Here is a 19,378-nt window from a genome sequence, read left to right on the forward strand (position 1 = left end):
TTCAATCATGCTGGCTGTGCGACAGGTTCCAGGGAACCCTTGGGCGCAGTGATGGTGCGATAGGCGTTGTAGGCCATCAGCAACATGCCGGTGACGAAGAAGCAGCCACCCAGGAAGCGCACGAAGTAGAAGGGATAAGAGGCCTGCAGCGCTTCCACGAAGCTGTAGGTCAGGGTGCCGTCATCGTTGACCGCACGCCACATCAGACCCTGCATCACGCCGGAAATCCACATGGCGACTATGTAGAGCACAGTGCCCACGGTAGCCAGCCAGAAGTGCACGTTGATCAGGCGGATGCTGTACATGCGGCCCTGGTCGAACAGGTTCGGGATCAGGTGATACACGGCGCCGATGGATACCATGGCAACCCAGCCCAGTGCGCCTGAGTGGACATGACCTATGGTCCAGTCGGTGTAGTGGGAGAGGGCGTTGACCGTCTTGATCGCCATCATGGGGCCTTCGAAGGTGGACATGCCGTAGAACGACAGGGACACGATCAGGAAGCGCAAGATGGGGTCATAACGCAGTTTGTGCCAGGCGCCGGAGAGGGTCATGATGCCGTTGATCATGCCACCCCAGGAGGGGACGAACAGGATCAGGGACATCACCATGCCCAGCGACTGGGCCCAGTCAGGCAGCGCGGTATAGTGCAGGTGGTGCGGACCGGCCCAGATATAGAGGGAGATCAGCGCCCAGAAGTGCACGATGGAGAGGCGGTAGGAGTAAACCGGACGACCCGCCTGCTTGGGCACGAAGTAATACATCATGCCGAGGAAGCCGGCGGTCAGCAGGAAGCCTACCGCGTTGTGGCCATACCACCACTGCACCATGGCATCCATGGCACCGGAATACATGGAGTAGGACTTCATGCCGGAGAGCGGCACTTCCATGTTGTTGACGATGTGCAGCACGGCCACCGTGATGATGAAGGCACCGAAGAACCAGTTCGCCACATAGATGTGGGAGGTGGTGCGTTTGACCAGGGTGCCGAAGAAGACGACGGCGTAGGCGACCCAGACGATGGTGATGGCGATATCGATCGGCCATTCCAGCTCTGCGTACTCCTTGGAGGTGGTGTATCCCAGCGGCAGCGAAATGGCGGCAGACAGGATGATCGCCTGCCAGCCCCAGAACACGAAGGAGGCAAGCTTGCCACCGAACAGTCGGGTTTGACAGGTGCGTTGCACCACATAGAAGGAGGTCGCCATCAGGGCGCTACAGCCAAACGCGAAGATGACCGCATTGGTGTGCAGAGGGCGAAGGCGACTGTAAGTCAGCCAGGGAGTATCAAAGTTGAGGGCAGGCCAGATCAACTGGGCTGCGATCAGTACGCCAACCGACATGCCGACAATTCCCCAGACAATCGTCATGACTGTGAACTGGCGAACAACGGTGTAGTTGTACTCAGGATGGTTAGTTGTATGGCTCATCGTTGTATTCCGCTTCCGATGCTGCTGTTGTTTGATTTTTTGTCCAGTGACATGGACCGACATCATTGGCTACTGCCTTACCCCTTGTTAACAACTGTTAATAAAAGGAAAAGCAAAAAGTAGCTAAATGAAAATTCAATGGGAATGATACTGAACTGACAGGTAAAATAACAGTATAAACAGTGATATATTTGGCTCCGTTGGGTCTCGCCTGCTCAATTATTTACCTTGCGCGAGATCACGAAAATGTCATTTTCAAGGCATCTTACAAGGTTGTTTTTTCATGAAAGAGAGACTCACTTCACGCAAAATTGTCCACTTGGCGATCGTCCTGGCCATTTTGCTCGGATTGGTTGCCTATCGAACCTGGTTTGACGGGGGCCAGGCGGCGGTGGCGGGCGCAGAAAAAGATCAGATTTGTGATCTGTCCCGCACCTCCTGCAGCCTGCTGCTGGGGGACAAGTCGATGACCGTCAGCGTCGCCTCCTTGCCGGTGCGGGCCGAACATGACTTCGTGATACTGCTTCAGGGGGGGGATCCCGCGTTCAAACCGGTGAAAGCCTGGCTGGAGGGACGGGACATGTTCATGGGCACCATACCGGTCAGTTTCGAGCCGGCAGAGCGCGGCTGGCAGGGTTCGACTCTGGTGGGTTCCTGCACCTCGGCTGTGATGGTCTGGCTGCTCAATATCGAGTGGAACAATGGCCAGCGCCAGCAGTTGGCGCTCTCCGTCAGCCGTTGAATCCCTGCCTTTATGAACAAAAGGATGGGGGGTAAGGTGAAAATAGATTTGAAATTTTCAGGCAGGGCGTTACCTTGCACAGATTATCAGGGAGTGAAGTTCATTTAATCATGATTGAAAAACAAGCATTTTATCGCGGTCTCAACCAGCAGGCACAGGCCTTGCTGGAAGGGGAACCGGATCTCATCGCCAACCTGGCCAACCTCTCCGCCTTGTTGGCGCTGGAGCTTGCCGACATCAACTGGGTGGGTTTCTACCTGTTGCAGGGGGATACCCTGGTGCTCGGTCCGTTCCAGGGCAAGCCGGCCTGCGTGCGCATTCCGGTCGGCCGCGGGGTCTGTGGCACGGCAGTGGCACAAGGCAAGACCCAGCTCATTGACGATGTCCACCAATTCGAAGGTCACATCGCCTGCGATGGCGCCAGCAATTCGGAAATCGTGATCCCGGTGCGCCGTGGTGGCGAGATCATTGGCGTACTGGATATCGATAGTCCAATCTTTAACCGTTTTGACGCAGAAGACCGGATTGGGCTGGAAGAAACGGTGCAAATTTTGGAAAGCATGCTCTAAGTCATTGCTTGATGGTTCGCAAAAGGCCCCAAGCTCTCTATAATGGGGCCTTTGTTGTGCTCGGGCGTGCCCGCGCGTTTATATGAAAGCCAAGGTTATACATGGAAAACACTGAGAAGCTGAAGAACAGTAAAGAGATCGTTGCCTACCTGGTCGAGAAATTCCCGGCCTGCTTCATCGCTGAAGGAGAGGCCAAGCCGCTCAAGATTGGCATCTTCCAGGATTTGGCCGAGCGTCTTGCTGACGACGCCAGAGTCTCCAAGACCATGCTGCGCTCTGCACTGCGTCAATACACCTCCAGCTGGCGTTACCTGCATGGCCTCAAAGCCGGCCAGGCCCGTGTCGATCTGGACGGTAACCCGGGCGAGCTGCTCACCGAAGAGCACATCGAGCACGCCAAGCAAGCCCTGAAAGAGAGCAAAGAGCGAGTCTTTGCCAGCCGTCGTACCAATACTAAAGAAGAGAAGGCCAAGCAGCCCCGTCGTCCTGCCCCGCGCAAGGCTGACGCTGCCGCCAAATCTGACAAGCCCAAAGCCGCACCCAAGGCACCCGTTGCCGATGCGCCCTTGGTGAAGGTCGATGCTGCCAATCTGAAAGTGGATCAAGGCGTTCGGGTCGTGCTGGGCAAGTCTCCTGTACCGGCGACCATCAAGGAAGTGACCAAGGATGACGTTCAGGTCCAATTGCAGACCGGCATGATGCTGCGGGTCAAATTTGAGCATCTGGTTCTCTAAGGAGACAAATGTTGAAGCATGGCGTAATTCGTTTTTCCCTCGTTGCCTGTAGCCTGGCGCTTGCCGGGCTTGCACAGGCCATCGAGCCGGTGCTCAAGGAAAGTGATTTGCCTGTGTTGGCTCAAGAGAGCCAACATGCTACGGCTAGCAAGCGAATTGCCAATCTGTTTACCCGCTCGCATTACAAGCAGTTCAAGCTGGACGATGCCTTTTCCTCCGTGATTTACGACAAGTATCTGGAGAATCTGGACTACAGCAGAAACCTGTTTTTGGCCTCTGATATCAGCCGCTTTGAAAAGTACCGTAACGGCTTTGACACCGACCTCGAGAGAGGACGGCTGGCACCTGCCTACGAGATGTTCAATCTGAGTCAGCAGCGGCGTTATGAGCGGTTCGAATACGCCCTCAAACTGCTCGATACTCCTTTCGATTTTACCCAGCCCGACAACTACATCTTTGATCGGGAAGGGGCGGCTTGGCCCAAAGACGAAGCAGAACTCAACGAGTTGTGGCGTCAGCGGGTCAAGTTCGATGCCCTGAGCCTCAAGCTCAGCGGCAAGGAGTGGCCCGAGATCAAGGCGCTGCTTGGCAAGCGTTACAACAACGCCATCAAGCGGATGTCCCAGACCGAGAGCGAGGACGTGTTCCAGCTCTTCATGAACTCCTTCGCCCGTGCCATCGAACCGCACACCAGTTATCTCTCCCCGCGCAGCGCCGATCGCTTCAACACCGAGATGAACCTCTCGCTGGAAGGCATAGGTGCCGTGCTGCAGGCGGAAGATGACTTCACCGTTATTCGTTCCCTGGTGCCGGGTGGCCCGGCCGCCAAGTCCAATCACCTCAAGCCCGATGACAAGATCACCGGGGTAGGGCAGGACGACGGCAAGATTGTCGATGTGATCGGTTGGCGTCTCGATGACGTGGTCGAACTCATCAAGGGGCCAAAAGGCAGCAAGGTGAAGCTGGAGATCCAGCGCGGCAAGGGCGCCACCGCCAAGACCGAGCAGATCGAGCTGACCCGCGACAAGGTGCGCCTGGAAGACAGAGCCGCCAAGTCCAAGGTGATCAACGCCGAAGGCAAGAAGATAGGGGTGCTCGAGATCCCGAGTTTCTACGTCAATCTGCACGACGACGTGATCAAGGAGCTCTCCAGCCTCAACAAGCAGAAGATCGAAGGCCTGATCGTCGATCTGCGCGGCAACGGCGGCGGTGCGCTGACCGAAGCCTCTGCCCTGAGCGGCCTCTTCTTCGCCAGCGGTCCCGTGGTGCAAATTCGTGATCACATGGGCCGTATCACGGTCAATGGCGATGACGATGGCAACGTCTACTACGGCGGCCCCATGTCGGTGATGATCGACCGCTACAGCGCCTCGGCCTCCGAGATCTTCGCCGCCGCCATGCAGGACTATGGTCGCGCCCTGATCCTGGGTGAGAACTCGTTCGGCAAGGGCACTGTGCAACAGCATCGCAGCCTCGCCAAGGTCTATGACTTCTATGAGCAGCCGCTGGGTCACGTGCAGTACACCATCGCCAAGTTCTACCGGATCAACGGTGGCAGCACCCAGAACAAGGGGGTTGCACCCGATATCGGCTTCCCCACTGCGGTCGCCCCGGAAGAGACGGGCGAAAGCCGTGAGTTCAATGCGCTACCCTGGGACAAGATAGCCTCGGCCAAGTACGACAAGCTCGGCAACTTTGCCAGCCTGTTGCCCAAGCTGCAGTCGGCCCACGAGGCACGGATCAACAATGATCCGGAGTTTGCCTATGTGATGCAGGACATCGCCGACTACAAGGAGGAGAAGGACAAGAAGTCGGTCTCCCTCAACGAGGCGGAGCGTCTGGCTGATCAGGCCAAACAGGACGAGAAGGCGCTGGCGCGCACCAACGAGCGTCTGGCTCGCCTTGGCAAGCCGGCGGTGAAGAGTCTGGATGAACTGCCCGCTGATTTTGAAGCCCCCGATGAGTATCTGGTCGAGGCTGCCAACATCACGGCGGATCTGGCCAGACTCAGCAAACAGGGCTGACCCTGGTTGATGAACAACATGCATACAAGGGCGACTCAGGTCGCCCTTTCTTTTGGCTGAATGCAAACTATTTGACCCTGCCAACCGGTTGTGACAGCCTCTGACACGTCAATTACAAGCGTGGAAGCAAACAATAATGACCGATCACTCCCAGGCCATGACGGCCAAATATCGCCAGGATTATCAGGCTCCGCTCTACTGGATCGACAGCATCGATCTCGACTTTCAACTACAGGAACCGCTGACCCAGGTCACCGCCATCTCCCGTCTGCGGCGCAATGGCGAGCACAATGAACCCTTGGTGCTGGATGGAGAAGGGCTCTCCCTGCACAGCATCAGCGTGGATGGGGTGCCTTTTGCCCAGTACGAGCAGGGGGAGAACAGCCTGACCCTGTTCAACCTGCCGGCCGAGTGCGTGCTGACCGTTGTCACCCTGCTGGATCCTGCCGCCAACACGGCGCTGGAGGGGCTCTACAAGTCCGGCGATGCCTATTGCACCCAGTGCGAGGCGGAAGGGTTCCGACGCATCACCTATTACCTGGACAGGCCCGACATCCTGGCCCGTTACAGCACCCGCATCACAGCCGATAAATCCCAGTTCCCTTTCCTGCTTTCCAACGGCAACAAGGTCGACAGCGGCGAGCTGGATGGCGGCCGCCACTTCGTGCAGTGGCAGGACCCCTTCCCCAAGCCCAGCTACCTGTTTGCGCTGGTGGCCGGGGACTTCGACGTGGAGCGCAGCCACTACACCACCAGGAGCGGCCGCAAGGTAGCGCTCGAGATCTTCGTCGACAAGGGCAATCTGGACCGCGCCGGCTTTGCCATGGAGAGCCTCGTCAACTCCATGCGCTGGGACGAGCAGCGCTTCGGCCTCGAGTACGACCTCGACATATATATGATCGTCGCGGTGGACTTCTTCAACATGGGCGCCATGGAGAACAAGGGGCTCAACATCTTCAACTCCAAGTTCGTGCTGGCCAATCCGGCCACCGCCACCGATGGCGACTACCACGGCATCGAGCGAGTGATCGGCCACGAATACTTCCACAACTGGACCGGCAACCGCGTCACCTGCCGCGACTGGTTCCAGCTCAGCCTCAAAGAGGGGCTGACCGTGTTCCGGGATCAGGAGTTCTCTTCCGATCTGGGCTCACGCGGGGTCAATCGCATCAACAACGTGCGCACCGTGCGTGGCCCGCAGTTTGCCGAAGACGCAGGCCCCATGGCACACCCCATCCGCCCGGATGTGGTGATAGAGATGAACAACTTCTACACCCTGACCGTCTACGAGAAGGGCTCGGAAGTGATCCGCATGCTGCATACCCTGTTGGGTGAGACCGCCTTCCAGGCCGGCATGCACCTCTATTTCGAGCGCTTTGACGGTCAGGCCGTCACCTGTGACGACTTCGTGCAGGCGATGGAAGATGCCTCCGGGGTGGATCTCGGTCGTTTCCGCCGCTGGTACAGCCAGTCCGGCACCCCCGAGCTCACTGTGACCGATGAGTACGATGCCGAAAGCGGCGTCTATCGCCTGCACGTGAGCCAGCACACGCCGCCGACCCAGGATCAGCCCCAGAAGCTGTCGCTGCATATTCCCCTCGACATCGAGTTGTATGACGAGAACGGCGCCGCCGTCGCGCTTCAATATCAGGGCAAGCCGATCGACAACGTGCTCGACGTGCTCGAAGCGCAGCAGACCTTCGTGTTCGATCGGGTGCCGGTCAAGCCGGTTCCTTCCCTGCTGCGGGACTTCTCCGCGCCGGTCAAGCTGCACTATGACTACAGCGAGGAGGCGCTGGCCTTCCTGATGCGCTTTGCGCGCAACGAGTTCGCCCGTTGGGATGCCGCCCAGATGCTGATCAACAAGGCGGTGATCGACGGGGTGGCCCGGGTCCAGCACGGGCAGGGGGTTGAGCTCTCCCAGACCCTGCTGGCGGCCTTTGTCGCCATTCTGGACGATGCAGCACTCGATCCTGCCCTCAAGGCGGAGATCCTGGCGCTGCCGGGGGAGGCTACCCTGGCCGAGCTGTTCGAGGTGGCCGATATTGATGCCATCCATCAGGTGCGGGATATCATTCATGCCTCGCTGGCGCAGGCGTTTGGTGCCCGGCTGACGGCCACTTACGAGAGCCTGCGCTTGCAAGGTTATCAGGTGGTCCATGCCGACATGGCCAAGCGGGCCCTCAAAGGGGTGGTGCTGGGTTATCTGGCGGCACTGAATGCCGAGCATGCCGATGCCCTGGTGCGGGAACAGTATCAGGGAGCCGACAATATGACCGACACCCTGGCGGCGCTGCAGGTGGCCAACGGCTATCTGTTGCCATGCCGGGCCGCCCTGCTGGCGGACTTCGAAGGCAAATGGGCCAAGGATGGACTGGTGCTGGACAACTGGCTGCGGCTGGTGGGCGCCAAGCCGGCAAGCGATGTGCTGGTCGAGGTGCGCCAGGCGATGGCCCACCCCACCTTCAGCATTCGCAACCCGAACCGGCTGCGCGCCCTGGTGGCCAGTTTTGCCATGAACAACCAGGTGCAGTTCCACGCCGTCGACGGCAGTGGTTACCGCTTCCTGACCGATCTGCTGATCGAGCTCAACGAGGTCAATCCTCAGGTGGCTTCTCGCCTTATCACGCCGCTGATCCAGTTCAAGCGACTGGATGAGGCGCGCAAGGCGCTGATCCGCGCAGAGCTGCTCCGGCTGTTCAACCTGGAGGGGCTGGCGCGGGATCTGTTCGAGAAGATAAGCAAGGCGTTGCAGCAGTAATTAAGAGTGGTGCAGGGCAGGGGAGCCGGCTCTCCTGCCCTGTTTTATCGAGCACGAGGTCAAGGCACCGGCGTTACCTTTATGGGGGACGTCCACAAGCTGCCTTTTATCAGGAGTCACAGTGAAGCAGTTTACTTTCCGGCTGTCGCTCAACAGCGACGAGATCATGCTGATGTATCAGGGCCATGCCAGACGGCTGGTGGTGCGTACCGAGCAGGGCCTGACCATAGAGCTGGCCTTGGAAAAAATCCGGCCATTTGTCGCTATCAATGGTGTATACGGCTATTTCCGGCTGAAAACCCAGGACGATTATCGCTTTATCAGCCTGGAACGCATAAATTAACAAAATCTGAACAGGATCCCGAGTAATTATCTGCTTTCAGTCACTATCTATCCGGTAAATCCGCAATCATCCAGTGGGATTTTCTGTTTTTTGCCAAATTGGCAAAATTTTTCACAGCTCAAGCCGTGATCCGCCCCTTGTTTTTAACATCTCGTTAGCACCTTTGCTCGCCTTCCTTGATCCAAGACATTACACTTCGCAGCAACTCTGTACCGGTGGGCATCCAGGGTGGATGTCTTTCCGTCGGTGGTTAATGTCGTCCGATAAGGAATATAGCAATGGCATTGAAAGACGCCCCTACCTCAGTTCTGCTCGAAAACGTTCTCAGCCTGATCCATCAGAAGTTGCCCAAGAAGAGTGCCTCCCTGGTCGAGTGCTTCGTTGCCAAGTTCTACGGCAACATGGCCAGCACAGATCTGCATGATCGCAATGACAGCGATCTCTACGGCGCCGCGCTCAGCCTGTGGAATGCGCTCAACCAGCGTACCAGCACGGAGCCCTACATCCGGGTCTACAATCCCGAGCTGACCCGCCACGGCTGGCAGTCTCCCCACACCATAGTCGAGATCATACTGCAGGATTCTCCCTTCCTGGTGGACTCCATCCGCATGACGCTCAAGCGTCTCAACATCACGGCCCACATGATGCTGCATCAGCCGCTGCACCTCATTCGCGGCAACGAAGGCAAGATCAGCGCCATTCTGGATCTCGACAACACGGCTGGGCAGACCTCGGTTGAAACCGCCTTCCTCATCGAGATCGATCACCTGACCGGTGACGATCAGATGGAGGCGTTGGCCGCCGAGCTCAACTCGGTCGCCGGTGAAGTGGCTCTGGCGGTGGGTGACTGGCAGCCCATGCTGGGTCGTCTTAACGAGATCATCGACGAGCTGCCCAAGCGCAAGAACCCGGTCAGCAAGGAGGAGGTCGCCTCCTGTGTCGCCTTCCTCAAGTGGGTAGCCGCTCACAACTTCACCCTGATGGGCTATCGCCGCTACGACGTCAAGGCGGTGGAGGGGGATCACGAGATCCTGCCGCTGCCGGACTCCAGCCTGGGGTTGATGAAGAACTCCATCAAGGATGAGGGGCAGCGCCTTGGCAACATGCCGGCCAGTGCCCGTCATGCGGCCCTGAGCTCCGACTTGCTGATCCTCACCAAGTCCAACAGCAAGTCCCGGGTCCACCGCCCGGCCTATGTGGATTACATCGGCATCAAGCGTTTCGACGAACATGGCAAGGTCGTGGGGGAGGATCGCTTCATCGGTCTCTACGCCTCTTCCATCTACAACACCAGTGCGACCCAGATCCCGCTCATCAGCCACCGCCTCGAGCGCATCATGGCCTCGTCCGGTCATGAGAAGGGCTCCCACGCCTACAAGGCCCTGCTCAACGTGCTGGAAACCTATCCCCGCGACGAGCTGATCCAGGCTCGCGAAGAGGAATTGCTGGCCACGGGTCTCGGCGTGCTGGAGATGCAGGAGCGCGACATGCTGCGGCTGTTCGTGCGCCGCGACGTCTACGGTCGTTTCTTCTCCTGCATGGTCTATGTCACCAAGGAACGCTACAACACGGCGCTGCGGGTCAAGACCCAGCAGATACTGCAGAAATATTTCGGCAGCAGCGAAGAGGTGGAGTTCAACGTCTACTTCTCCGAAGGCGTGCTGGCGCGGACCCATTACATAGTGCGGGTCAACAATAACAACGTGGATGTGGACGTGAACGAAGTACAGAACAACCTGATTGAAGCGGCCCGCAGCTGGGACGACCGGCTCGACTCAGTGCTGCTGACGCATTATGGCGAAGCCCGTGGCAATGCCCTGCGCCGTCGTTTCAGCACCGCCTTCCCCCGCGCCTACAAGGAAGATGTGCTGCCGGGCTCCGCCGTGGCCGACATCATGGAGCTGGACAATCTGAGCGAAACCCATCCCCTTGGCATGTTGTTCTACCGTGCCCAGGAGGAGGAGAACGATCGCCGGGTCCGCCTCAAGCTGTTCCACCGTACCGAACCCATTCACCTCTCAGACGTATTGCCCATGCTGGAAAACATGGGGCTGCGGGTGATAGGCGAGACCCCGTATCAGGTCCGTACCCCCTCGGGGGATGTGTTCTGGATCCTCGACTTCTCCATGCTGCTGCGTGGCGATCAGCCGTTTGATCTGGAACAGAGCCAGCAGCGCTTCCAGCAGGCGTTTGCGGCCGTCTGGAACCGGGAGTTGGAGGATGACGGCTTCAACCGTCTGGTACTGGGTGCCAGCCTCACCGGCCGTCAGGTCTCTGTGCTGCGTGCCTACGCCAAGTACATGCGCCAGACCGGCGTCTCCTTCAGCCAGTCTTACATCGAAGAGACGCTCACCCGTTATCCCGATATCGCCCAGCTGCTGTTCACCCTGTTCGAGCAGCGCCTCGACCCGGCTGGCAAACAGGATGCCAAGGTACAAGCCAAGCTGCACGAGCAACTGGCCGCCAAGCTGGATCAGGTAGCGAACCTGGATGACGATCGCATCATCCGCCGCTATGTGGAGATGATCGACGCCACCCTGCGCACCAACTACTACCAGCTGGACAAGGAGGGTCAGGTCAAGCCTTACGTCTCCTTCAAGCTGGCGCCCTCCAGCATCACCGACATGCCGCTGCCGCTGCCGAAATTCGAGATCTTCGTCTACTCGCCGCGGGTGGAAGGGGTGCATCTGCGCTGGGGCAAGGTGGCCCGTGGCGGTCTGCGCTGGTCCGATCGCAAGGAAGATTTCCGCACCGAGGTGCTGGGTCTGGTCAAGGCGCAGCAGGTGAAGAACACAGTGATAGTGCCGGTGGGGGCCAAGGGCGGCTTCTACTGCAAGCAGATGCCGGTGGGGGCTGCCCGCGCCGTCATCCAGGAGGAGGGCAAGGCCTGCTATCGCCTGTTCATCCGCGGTCTGCTCGATGTGACCGACAACATCATCCAGGGAGAGGTGATCCCGCCCAAATCCGTGGTACGCCACGACGAGGATGACTACTACCTGGTGGTGGCGGCCGACAAGGGCACCGCGACCTTCTCCGACATCGCCAACGAGATAAGCCAGGAATATGGCCATTGGCTCGGCGATGCGTTCGCCTCCGGTGGTTCGGTCGGTTATGACCACAAGAAGATGGGCATCACGGCGCGCGGCGCCTGGGAGTCGGTCAAACGGCATTTTCGCGAGATCGGCATCAATTGCCAGACCACAGATTTCACCTGCGTGGGCATAGGTGACATGGCGGGCGACGTGTTCGGCAACGGTATGCTGCTCTCCGAGCACACCCAGCTGGTGGGCGCCTTCAACCACATGCACATCTTCATCGACCCGACGCCCCATGCGGCCAAGAGTTTCGTCGAGCGCAAGCGGCTGTTCGAGTTGCCGGGTTCCAGCTGGGATGACTACAACCGTGATCTCATCTCGGCAGGGGGCGGCATCTTCCTGCGCTCGGCCAAGTCCATCAAGCTGAGCCCGCAGATCCAGACCCTGCTCGGTACCGACAAGGCCAGCATGGCGCCGAACGAACTGATCAAGGCGCTGCTCTGCCTGAATGTGGACCTGCTGTGGAACGGCGGTATCGGCACCTATGTGAAGAGCTCCCGCGAGAGCGATGCCGAAGTGGGGGATCGCAGCAACGACGTGCTGCGGGTCAATGGTCGTGATCTGCGTGCCCATATCGTCGGTGAGGGTGGCAACCTGGGCTTTACCCAGCTCGGCCGGGTGGAGTACGCCAGTCAAGGCGGTCGCATCAACACCGACTTCACCGACAATGTGGGCGGGGTGGATTGCTCCGACAACGAGGTCAACATCAAGATCCTGTTGAATCAGCTGGTGGCTGCCGGCGATCTGACCCTCAAGCAGCGCAACCAGATGCTGTACGAGATGACGGACGACGTGGCGCAGATCGTCATCACCAACGCCTACCGTCAGTCCCAGTCCATCTCGGTCACCAGTTTCCGGGGTACCGAGCAGCTCAAGGAGCAGCAACGCTTCATTCAGGGGCTGGAGCGCGAAGGCAAGCTGGATCGGGGGCTGGAGTTCCTGCCCTCCGATGAGGAGCTGTCCGAGCGGATGGCGGCAGGGCAGGGCTTGACCCGTCCCGAGCTGGCGGTGCTGGTGGCTTACGGCAAGATGGTGCTCAAGGAGCAACTCAACTGCCCGGAGATCACCGAGGAGCCCTTCCTGGCCAACATGCTGGTCACCAGCTTCCCGGCCAAGCTACAGCAGCAGTTCGGTGCCCAGCTTGCCCAGCATCCGCTGCGTGGCGAGATCATTGCGACCCGGGTGGCCAACATGCTGGTCAACGACATGGGGCTCAATTTCGCCAGCCGGATGAAGGACGAGACAGGTGCCTCCGTGGCCGAAGTGGCCTGCTGCTTCGCCATGGCCCGCGAGGTGTTTGGCTTAGGGGCCCTGTGGCGCGACATCGAAGGGTGCGACAACCTGGTGGGTGCAGAGACCCAGCTCGAGCTGATGTTCTACAGCCGCCGCATAGTGCGCCGTGCCACCCGCTGGTTCCTGCGTGCCCGCAATCGCAGCTGGAGCATAGCGGAGAACATCGCCTTCTTCCGCCCGGCGTTCGAGACCCTGGGGACCCACCTCTACGAGGTGATGGACGAGAGCGAGGTGGCCGAGCACCAGCAGGCAGTGGCTGCGCTGGTGGCCAAGCAGGTGCCGGATGCCATCGCCCGTCAGGTGGCCCATATGAGCAGCCTCTTCTCCAGCCTGGATCTGGCGCAGATTGCCGCGGAGCACAAGACCGACATAGTGCGCGCCGCCAATGTCTACTATCGCCTCGGCGCCAAGCTGGATCTGCACTGGTTCCTCGATCAGATCAACCATCAACCGGTGGGCAACCACTGGCAGGCGATGGCACGGGCCTCCTTCCGTGAAGATCTGGACTGGCAGCAGCGCAGCCTCACATCTGTGGTACTGGAAGGGTGCAAAGAGCAGGGAGAATGCGCTACCATACTGGCCGACTGGATTTCGGAGCATGAGCAACTCTTGTCCCGTTGGACCCATATGTTGGCCGACTTCAAGACCACGAGCACCCACGAGTTCGCCAAGTTCTCGGTGGCCTTGCGAGAGTTGAACCTGCTCCAGTTGAATTGCCGAACCTCGGCATAACCCCTGAAGCCCCGGCCAGTTGCCGGGGCTTTTTTAAGGAGCAAAAATGTTGTACCCCCTCGCCAGGCATTTCTTGTTCAAGCTCAATCCTGAACAGGCACACGATCTCTCCATCAAATATTTGCCCCGCCTTCTCGGTACGCCACTTGATTGTTTCTTCCGCCACTCACTGCCCAAACGCCCCGTCACTGTCATGGGGCTTTATTTTGCCAATCCGGTCGGACTGGCTGCGGGTCTGGATAAGGACGGGGAGTGCATCGATGCATTTGGTGCCATGGGGTTTGGCTTTATTGAAGTAGGTACAGTGACCCCCAAGCCCCAGAGCGGCAATGACAAGCCTCGTCTGTTCCGGGTTATTCCGGCAGAGGGGATCATCAACCGGATGGGGTTCAACAACAAGGGCGTCGACCATCTGGTTGCCCAGGTCAAGAAAGCCAAATACCAGGGCGTCATCGGCATCAATATCGGCAAGAACAAGGACACCCCGATAGAACAGGGCAAGGATGATTATCTGATCTGCATGGACAAGGTTTATGATCATGCCGGTTATATTGCCGTCAATATTTCTTCCCCCAATACCCCGGGTCTGCGGCAGCTGCAATACGGTGACGCACTCGATGAGTTGCTGGCCGCGCTCAAGGTTCGTCAGCAGGAGCTGGCTGCCCAATATAAGAAGTACGTGCCGCTCGCCGTTAAAATTGCACCGGATTTGAGTCTGGATGAAATTAATCAGGTGGCCGCGTCCTTGATCAAAAACGGGATCGATGGCGTGATTGCCACCAATACCACCCTGGCGCGTGACATGATCTATGACATGCCCCACGCAGGTGAAGCGGGTGGCCTCAGTGGGCGTCCCTTGCAGCACAAGAGCACAGAGGTGATCCGCCAGCTGGCCAAGGCACTGGACGGCGCCCTGCCCATCATAGGGGTAGGGGGCATAGACAGCGCCATGGCGGCGCGGGAGAAGCTGGCAGCGGGAGCCAGTCTGGTCCAGATTTACAGCGGCTTTATTTATAAAGGCCCGAGTCTGGTCAAAGAGATTGTGACCCATATTTAAGAAATAAATGGGTGCCCTTTATTTAAAGTTGCTGAAATTCTCGACATGGAATAAAGTCGAGTAACGACTTCCAGTAAGGGCACCCCCATGTGTATCCAACCCAATGACAATTGGCAGTGGCATTATGATGCTCATGATGATCGTCTGATGCTGGATTTATCCGATCGCATGATATTCGCGACCGAATATAAAGGGCGACAGCTTGTCCCCTGTTCCTTCACCACCCAGCCTTTTTGCGTGGACGATGCCGCCCTCTATTATCAATTGATGGACAAGGCTGCCGAACTCGACTGGAGCACTCCCCATCAGGTCCAGTTGGTACTCAATGCCATCGCCGTCAGTCGCTTTTATAAACCCCTGATGCCGCAAAGCTGGTTCTTTGGTGAAGTTCATCCCTTCGTTATTCCTGAGACCGGCGCCCTGGTGTGCATGAATACCCCTCATGGCAAGGGGGAGTTCATGGTGATCGAGGCGGGTGAACAGGCCAGCGTCTGTCTGAATCTGACGGATGATCTTATTTTGACCGCCAGCAAGATCCTGCCCCGTTTCGGGGTGATCAAGGTAATGAACAATCGCATGAGCGCCAGGGTGTCGACCCAGACACAATACCGTCAGGTGGGGTGATGGTTGACGCCTGTCTTCTGTCGGTGGGTGCAAAATAACCTGATGTCATTCTGGTTCAGGGTATTTTTCTTCATTATGAATTCAACATGAAACTTCCTGTCTGGTCACGTTTCTATTTTTGCTCGTTTACCTCCATTAACCTGATAATTGTGACATGTGTCGCTTGAGGCTTGTTTGCAAACGCCGTAGTCTCGAAATTGTGATGTGTAATACGTGTGTATCTGGTTGATACGTGTAAGCAACATGATCAGGGAAACGACTCATGACAATAAACAAGTATCTACTGACCAGTAGTCTATTATTTCTGCCTTTGACCGTTTCTGCGACAGAAGATTTGTCGGTCCTCATCTACGGAGCATCAATCCACAGTGGTTGCCAAGCGGCCAAGGGACCGCACGGAAAAACCTGTGACTTCAACAATATCAATCCGGGGCTCGGGGTGGATTGGGTTTTTCTGGGAAATAACGATACCGGCAAGCTCTCATTGCGTGGCGGTGGCTATGAGGACTCTTACGAAAAATTTGCGGCCTATGCAGGCTTCATGTATCGCAAGGAGTGGTATCTCACCGAGAACTTCTTTGCCGGTCTGGGACTGCAGGCCGGCTATCTTGATGGTTCAGGTATCAATGGCTTTGCGGTACTGCCCGTTGTCAGCCTGGGCTATAAAAATCTGGCTTTGGAAATCGGGTATGCCCCCAAGATGGATAATGTACCCGGCAGAAAACACGTAGCCGTGACATCATTCGGCCTGCGTTGGGCTATTTGATGCCCTTGTTCTGGATGTAACAGACCCGCGAGATGCGGTTTTTTATATTTTGCTTATGACCAAGTGAGCCTGAACAGAGCAGGAACGATCAATATCTGGTGACATCCCCAAAGACGAGCGAGTTTTTTGATTCAGATATCGACGATTGCCAGAGGCATTATGGGAATACTCATATGCCACCAACAAAAATGCCCTCGCATCAAGAGGATGAGAGGGCGGCAAACACACACTACAGGAGGAATAAGCTGTTGTTCCAGCCACCCGGCTATTTTAAGACGTATGGTTGCGCCTGAAACCTGATAGATATGACAGTCTGACAGTTGATGTAATAGCGGGGCGCGGCAAGTAAAAAAATAGCCCTCCTGTTTTCGGACGATAACGGGAGGGCAAAAACACGGGGTAACGAAAGGACATGCTCTGTCGGAAGGATAATAACTCAATGAGTCTTGTTTGACGCCTGTCAGATATGGCAATCATGATGTGTCGATATTCTCTTCGCTATGGATGTGGAATATGTTCAGCCTGCTGACAAGGGAGATATAACCCAGTTCAGATTGTCGCTAGTTTGCGGTGATACCCTGTCACCCCATCAGGTGAGTTGGCGCAAGGCATCATCGAATGCCTGGCTCGCCCATCCTGGTATCAAGGGGAATGGCAGAATGGGCGGGGAGGTGAGCCGGCCAACATGTAGAGAAACGCCCTGTTTCTGGCGTCATCACCAAGCTTTTGCTGCTCAGGATCGGCTCTTAAGGTATAATGCGGCACTATTTTTATGGCATCCCCGTGAGCGTGATGAAAGAATTTTTTGCAACCTGCCCCAAGGGGCTGGAAAACCTGTTGGCCGACGAGCTGACCACCCTGGGCGCAGAGCAGGTCCGTGAGACGGTCGCTGGTGTCCATTTCAAAGGCGAACTGGCCATTGGCTACAAGGCCTGCCTGTGGAGCCGTTTTGCCTCCCGCATCGTGCTGGTGCTGTCCGAATTCCAGATGAACGACGATCTGGATCTCTATCTCGGCGCCCACACCATCCCCTGGGAAGAGCATTTCTCCGGTACTTCCACCATAGCGGTGGACTTTACCGGTACCAACCCCGCCATTCGCAATACCCAGTACGGCGCGCTGAAGATCAAGGATGCCATCGTCGATCGCTTCACCAAGCGCGGTCACGTGCGCCCGGATGTGGACAAGAAATCGCCGGATATTCGCATCATGGCGCACCTGGGCAAAGGCAAGGCCAATATCACGCTGGACTTGTCAGGCCCGGCGCTGCACCAGCGTTTCTATCGTCAGGGCACAGGCGAGGCGCCGCTCAAGGAGAACCTGGCCTGCGCCATGATTGCCCGTAGCGGCTGGGCCTGTGAGCCCATGATGGACCCCATGTGTGGCTCCGGTACCTTGCTGATTGAAGCGGCCTTCATCGCCGCCGACATGGCGCCGGCCCTGCGCCGCGAACGTTTCGGCTTCGATCGCTGGCTGCAGCACGATAGCGAGCTGTGGCAGAGCCTGATGATGGAAGCCCAGGTGCGCGCCAAGCGCGGCATGCAGCGCTGCGAGGTGAAGCTGTTTGGCTGCGATGCCGACCCCCGTGTGCTGCTGAAGGCCCGCGACAACGCCAAGGCGGCCGGTGTGGCCCACCTCATCACCTTCAAGCAGGCCGATGTCACCGCGCTGGAAAACCCGTTGCCGATGCCGGCCCCTGTTGAAGGGGAAGAAGGTCAAGGGGAGACCCGCCAAGTCGGCATGCTTATCTCCAACCCGCCCTATGGCGAGCGTCTTGGCGAGTTCCCTGCGCTCTTGGAAGTGCACCAGGCCCTCGGTGATGCCCTGCGTCGCAGCTTCCAGGGCTGGAGAGTCTCCATTCTCTCTGCCTCGCCTGAACTGCTCAGCTGTCTGCGCCTGCGCGCCGACAAGCAATATCGCCTGTTCAACGGCGCGCTTGAGTGCCAGCTGCGCAACTACCAGATAGCGCTCGACTCGGTGGCCTCCCAAAAAGAGGTGGCACAGGACTTTGCCAACCGTCTGCGCAAGAATCTGAAGACGCTGGAGAAGTGGGCCAACAAAGAGGGTATCGACTGCTACCGCCTCTACGATGCCGACTTGCCGGAATACAACGCCGCCATCGACCGCTATCAGGATTATTTGGTGGTGCAAGAGTATGCCGCGCCCAAGGACATCCCCGCCCAGAAGACCCGTCAGCGTCTGCTCGACATGGTTCAGGCCGCCATCAAGGTGACCGGCATGGACGGCGAGAAGGTGATCCTGAAGGTGCGCGAGCGCCAGGAGGGCAAACAGCAGTATCAGAAGCTTTCCGAAGAGCAGCACCGGATGGAGGTGCAGGAGTACGGCGCCCGTCTGTGGGTCAACCTCTACGACTACCTGGATACCGGCCTGTTCCTCGACCACCGTCAGACTCGTCGCATGCTGGGTCAGATGGCCAGGGGCAAGCGCTTCCTGAACCTGTTCGCCTATACCGGCAGTGCCACCGTGCACGCGGGTCTTGGCGGCGCCAGCGAGACCACCACGGTCGACATGTCCCATACCTACCTGAACTGGGCGCAGGACAACATGCGACTCAACTCGCTGGTGGGTCGTCAGCACAAGTTTGTGCAGGCCGACTGCCTGAAGTGGCTGTCGGAAGCGGACGATCAGTACGACCTCATCTTCATCGATCCGCCCACCTTCTCCAACTCCAAGCGGATGGACGAGAGTTTCGACGTGCAGCGCGATCACCTGTTGCTGATGCAGCACCTGAAGCGACTGCTGGCGGCCGACGGCACCCTGGTGTTCTCCAACAACAAGCGTCACTTCAAGATGGATCTGGCCGGGCTCGAGGCCGCGGGTCTCAAGGCTCGCAACATCACCCAGCAGACCCGACCGAAGGACTTCGAACGTAACCAGCATATCCACAACTGCTGGATCATCACCCACGCCGAGGCGCCAACGGAGGCGTGATGCTGACCCTGTTTCACACCGACGGCTGCCATCTGTGCGAACAGGCATGGGGGCTGGTGGAGGAGGCCGGGCTGGCTGGCCAGACTCGCCAATGCGACATCATGGACGATGCCGGGTGGCTTGCCGCCTACCGGGTACGCATTCCTGTGCTGCGGGATGAGGCGGACCGCGAGCTGGGCTGGCCCTTCACGCTGGTTGAGTTGAAGGCCTGGGTGGCACGTCAGGATGAATGCTGATTTGACGATGAAACGGGAGC

13 protein-coding genes are annotated in these 19,378 nt (G+C 58.0%); 12 read left to right on the top strand and 1 reads right to left on the bottom strand.

Annotated elements, in window-relative coordinates; genetic code table 11:
* Window positions 1–5: 5 nt before the first annotated feature.
* Window positions 6–1,430 (bottom strand): cytochrome-c oxidase, cbb3-type subunit I, encoded by a 1,425-nt coding sequence (gene ccoN, locus CK910_RS16570; RefSeq protein ID WP_043135357.1) that lies wholly within the window; start codon window positions 1,428–1,430, stop codon window positions 6–8.
* Between the two features lie 283 nt (window positions 1,431–1,713).
* On the opposite strand from ccoN, the gene CK910_RS16575 reads away from it, so the two are divergent.
* The 12 genes from CK910_RS16575 (at window position 1,714) to CK910_RS16630 (ending at window position 19,358) form a co-directional block, all read left to right on the top strand.
* Window positions 1,714–2,172, top strand: a complete 459-nt coding sequence (locus CK910_RS16575) for a hypothetical protein (RefSeq protein WP_098984029.1) — start codon at window positions 1,714–1,716, stop codon at window positions 2,170–2,172.
* Window positions 2,173–2,282: 110 nt separating this feature from the next.
* Window positions 2,283–2,741 (top strand): GAF domain-containing protein, encoded by a 459-nt coding sequence (locus CK910_RS16580; protein WP_098984030.1) that lies wholly within the window; start codon window positions 2,283–2,285, stop codon window positions 2,739–2,741.
* 101 nt (window positions 2,742–2,842) lie between these two features.
* Window positions 2,843–3,475, top strand: a complete 633-nt coding sequence (gene proQ, locus CK910_RS16585) for an RNA chaperone ProQ (protein ID WP_043135353.1) — start codon at window positions 2,843–2,845, stop codon at window positions 3,473–3,475.
* An 8-nt stretch (window positions 3,476–3,483) separates the two neighbouring features.
* Window positions 3,484–5,499 carry a carboxy terminal-processing peptidase gene (gene prc / locus CK910_RS16590; RefSeq protein ID WP_098984031.1) on the top strand — a complete coding sequence of 672 codons (2,016 nt, stop codon included), beginning with the start codon at window positions 3,484–3,486 and terminating at the stop codon, window positions 5,497–5,499.
* Between the two features lie 136 nt (window positions 5,500–5,635).
* Window positions 5,636–8,260 carry an aminopeptidase N gene (gene pepN, locus CK910_RS16595; RefSeq protein ID WP_098984032.1) on the top strand — a complete coding sequence of 875 codons (2,625 nt, stop codon included), beginning with the start codon at window positions 5,636–5,638 and terminating at the stop codon, window positions 8,258–8,260.
* A 121-nt stretch (window positions 8,261–8,381) separates the two neighbouring features.
* Entirely contained in the window at window positions 8,382–8,603 is a 222-nt protein-coding gene (locus CK910_RS16600; RefSeq protein ID WP_043555777.1) for a DUF2835 family protein, read from the top strand.
* A 278-nt stretch (window positions 8,604–8,881) separates the two neighbouring features.
* Window positions 8,882–13,723 carry an NAD-glutamate dehydrogenase gene (locus tag CK910_RS16605; RefSeq protein ID WP_098984033.1) on the top strand — a complete coding sequence of 1,614 codons (4,842 nt, stop codon included), beginning with the start codon at window positions 8,882–8,884 and terminating at the stop codon, window positions 13,721–13,723.
* Between the two features lie 46 nt (window positions 13,724–13,769).
* Window positions 13,770–14,780 (top strand): quinone-dependent dihydroorotate dehydrogenase, encoded by a 1,011-nt coding sequence (gene pyrD, locus CK910_RS16610; RefSeq protein ID WP_098984034.1) that lies wholly within the window; start codon window positions 13,770–13,772, stop codon window positions 14,778–14,780.
* 87 nt (window positions 14,781–14,867) lie between these two features.
* Window positions 14,868–15,404 carry a cell division protein ZapC gene (locus CK910_RS16615; protein ID WP_098984035.1) on the top strand — a complete coding sequence of 179 codons (537 nt, stop codon included), beginning with the start codon at window positions 14,868–14,870 and terminating at the stop codon, window positions 15,402–15,404.
* Between the two features lie 262 nt (window positions 15,405–15,666).
* On the top strand, window positions 15,667–16,170 hold the full coding sequence (locus CK910_RS16620; protein ID WP_043555772.1) for a hypothetical protein: 504 nt from the start codon (window positions 15,667–15,669) through the stop codon (window positions 16,168–16,170).
* 756 nt (window positions 16,171–16,926) lie between these two features.
* A complete protein-coding gene (rlmKL, locus tag CK910_RS16625; RefSeq protein ID WP_172955346.1) occupies window positions 16,927–19,122 on the top strand; it encodes a bifunctional 23S rRNA (guanine(2069)-N(7))-methyltransferase RlmK/23S rRNA (guanine(2445)-N(2))-methyltransferase RlmL in 2,196 nt (731 codons plus the stop codon).
* On the top strand, window positions 19,122–19,358 hold the full coding sequence (locus CK910_RS16630) for a glutaredoxin family protein (protein ID WP_098984036.1): 237 nt from the start codon (window positions 19,122–19,124) through the stop codon (window positions 19,356–19,358). The genes rlmKL and CK910_RS16630 overlap by 1 nt, the downstream gene beginning before the upstream one ends.
* The last annotated feature ends 20 nt before the right edge of the window (window positions 19,359–19,378 follow it).

Origin of the sequence: Aeromonas sp. CA23 (assembly GCF_002587065.1) — a bacterium.
Taxonomy (GTDB): Bacteria; Pseudomonadota; Gammaproteobacteria; order Enterobacterales; family Aeromonadaceae; genus Aeromonas; species Aeromonas bestiarum.

Excerpts from the sequence above, each read along its gene's own strand:
- ccoN (WP_043135357.1), bottom strand. The coding sequence starts at position 1,430 with ATGAGCCATACAACTAACCATCCTGAGTACAACTACACCGTTGTTCGC.
- CK910_RS16580 (WP_098984030.1), top strand. The coding sequence starts at position 2,283 with ATGATTGAAAAACAAGCATTTTATCGCGGTCTCAACCAGCAGGCACAG.
- CK910_RS16575 (WP_098984029.1), top strand. The coding sequence starts at position 1,714 with ATGAAAGAGAGACTCACTTCACGCAAAATTGTCCACTTGGCGATCGTC.
- CK910_RS16615 (WP_098984035.1), top strand. The coding sequence starts at position 14,868 with ATGTGTATCCAACCCAATGACAATTGGCAGTGGCATTATGATGCTCAT.
- prc (WP_098984031.1), top strand. The coding sequence starts at position 3,484 with ATGTTGAAGCATGGCGTAATTCGTTTTTCCCTCGTTGCCTGTAGCCTG.
- pepN (WP_098984032.1), top strand. The coding sequence starts at position 5,636 with ATGACCGATCACTCCCAGGCCATGACGGCCAAATATCGCCAGGATTAT.
- CK910_RS16605 (WP_098984033.1), top strand. The coding sequence starts at position 8,882 with ATGGCATTGAAAGACGCCCCTACCTCAGTTCTGCTCGAAAACGTTCTC.
- pyrD (WP_098984034.1), top strand. The coding sequence starts at position 13,770 with ATGTTGTACCCCCTCGCCAGGCATTTCTTGTTCAAGCTCAATCCTGAA.
- proQ (WP_043135353.1), top strand. The coding sequence starts at position 2,843 with ATGGAAAACACTGAGAAGCTGAAGAACAGTAAAGAGATCGTTGCCTAC.
- rlmKL (WP_172955346.1), top strand. The coding sequence starts at position 16,927 with ATGCGGCACTATTTTTATGGCATCCCCGTGAGCGTGATGAAAGAATTT.
- CK910_RS16620 (WP_043555772.1), top strand. The coding sequence starts at position 15,667 with ATGACAATAAACAAGTATCTACTGACCAGTAGTCTATTATTTCTGCCT.
- CK910_RS16630 (WP_098984036.1), top strand. The coding sequence starts at position 19,122 with ATGCTGACCCTGTTTCACACCGACGGCTGCCATCTGTGCGAACAGGCA.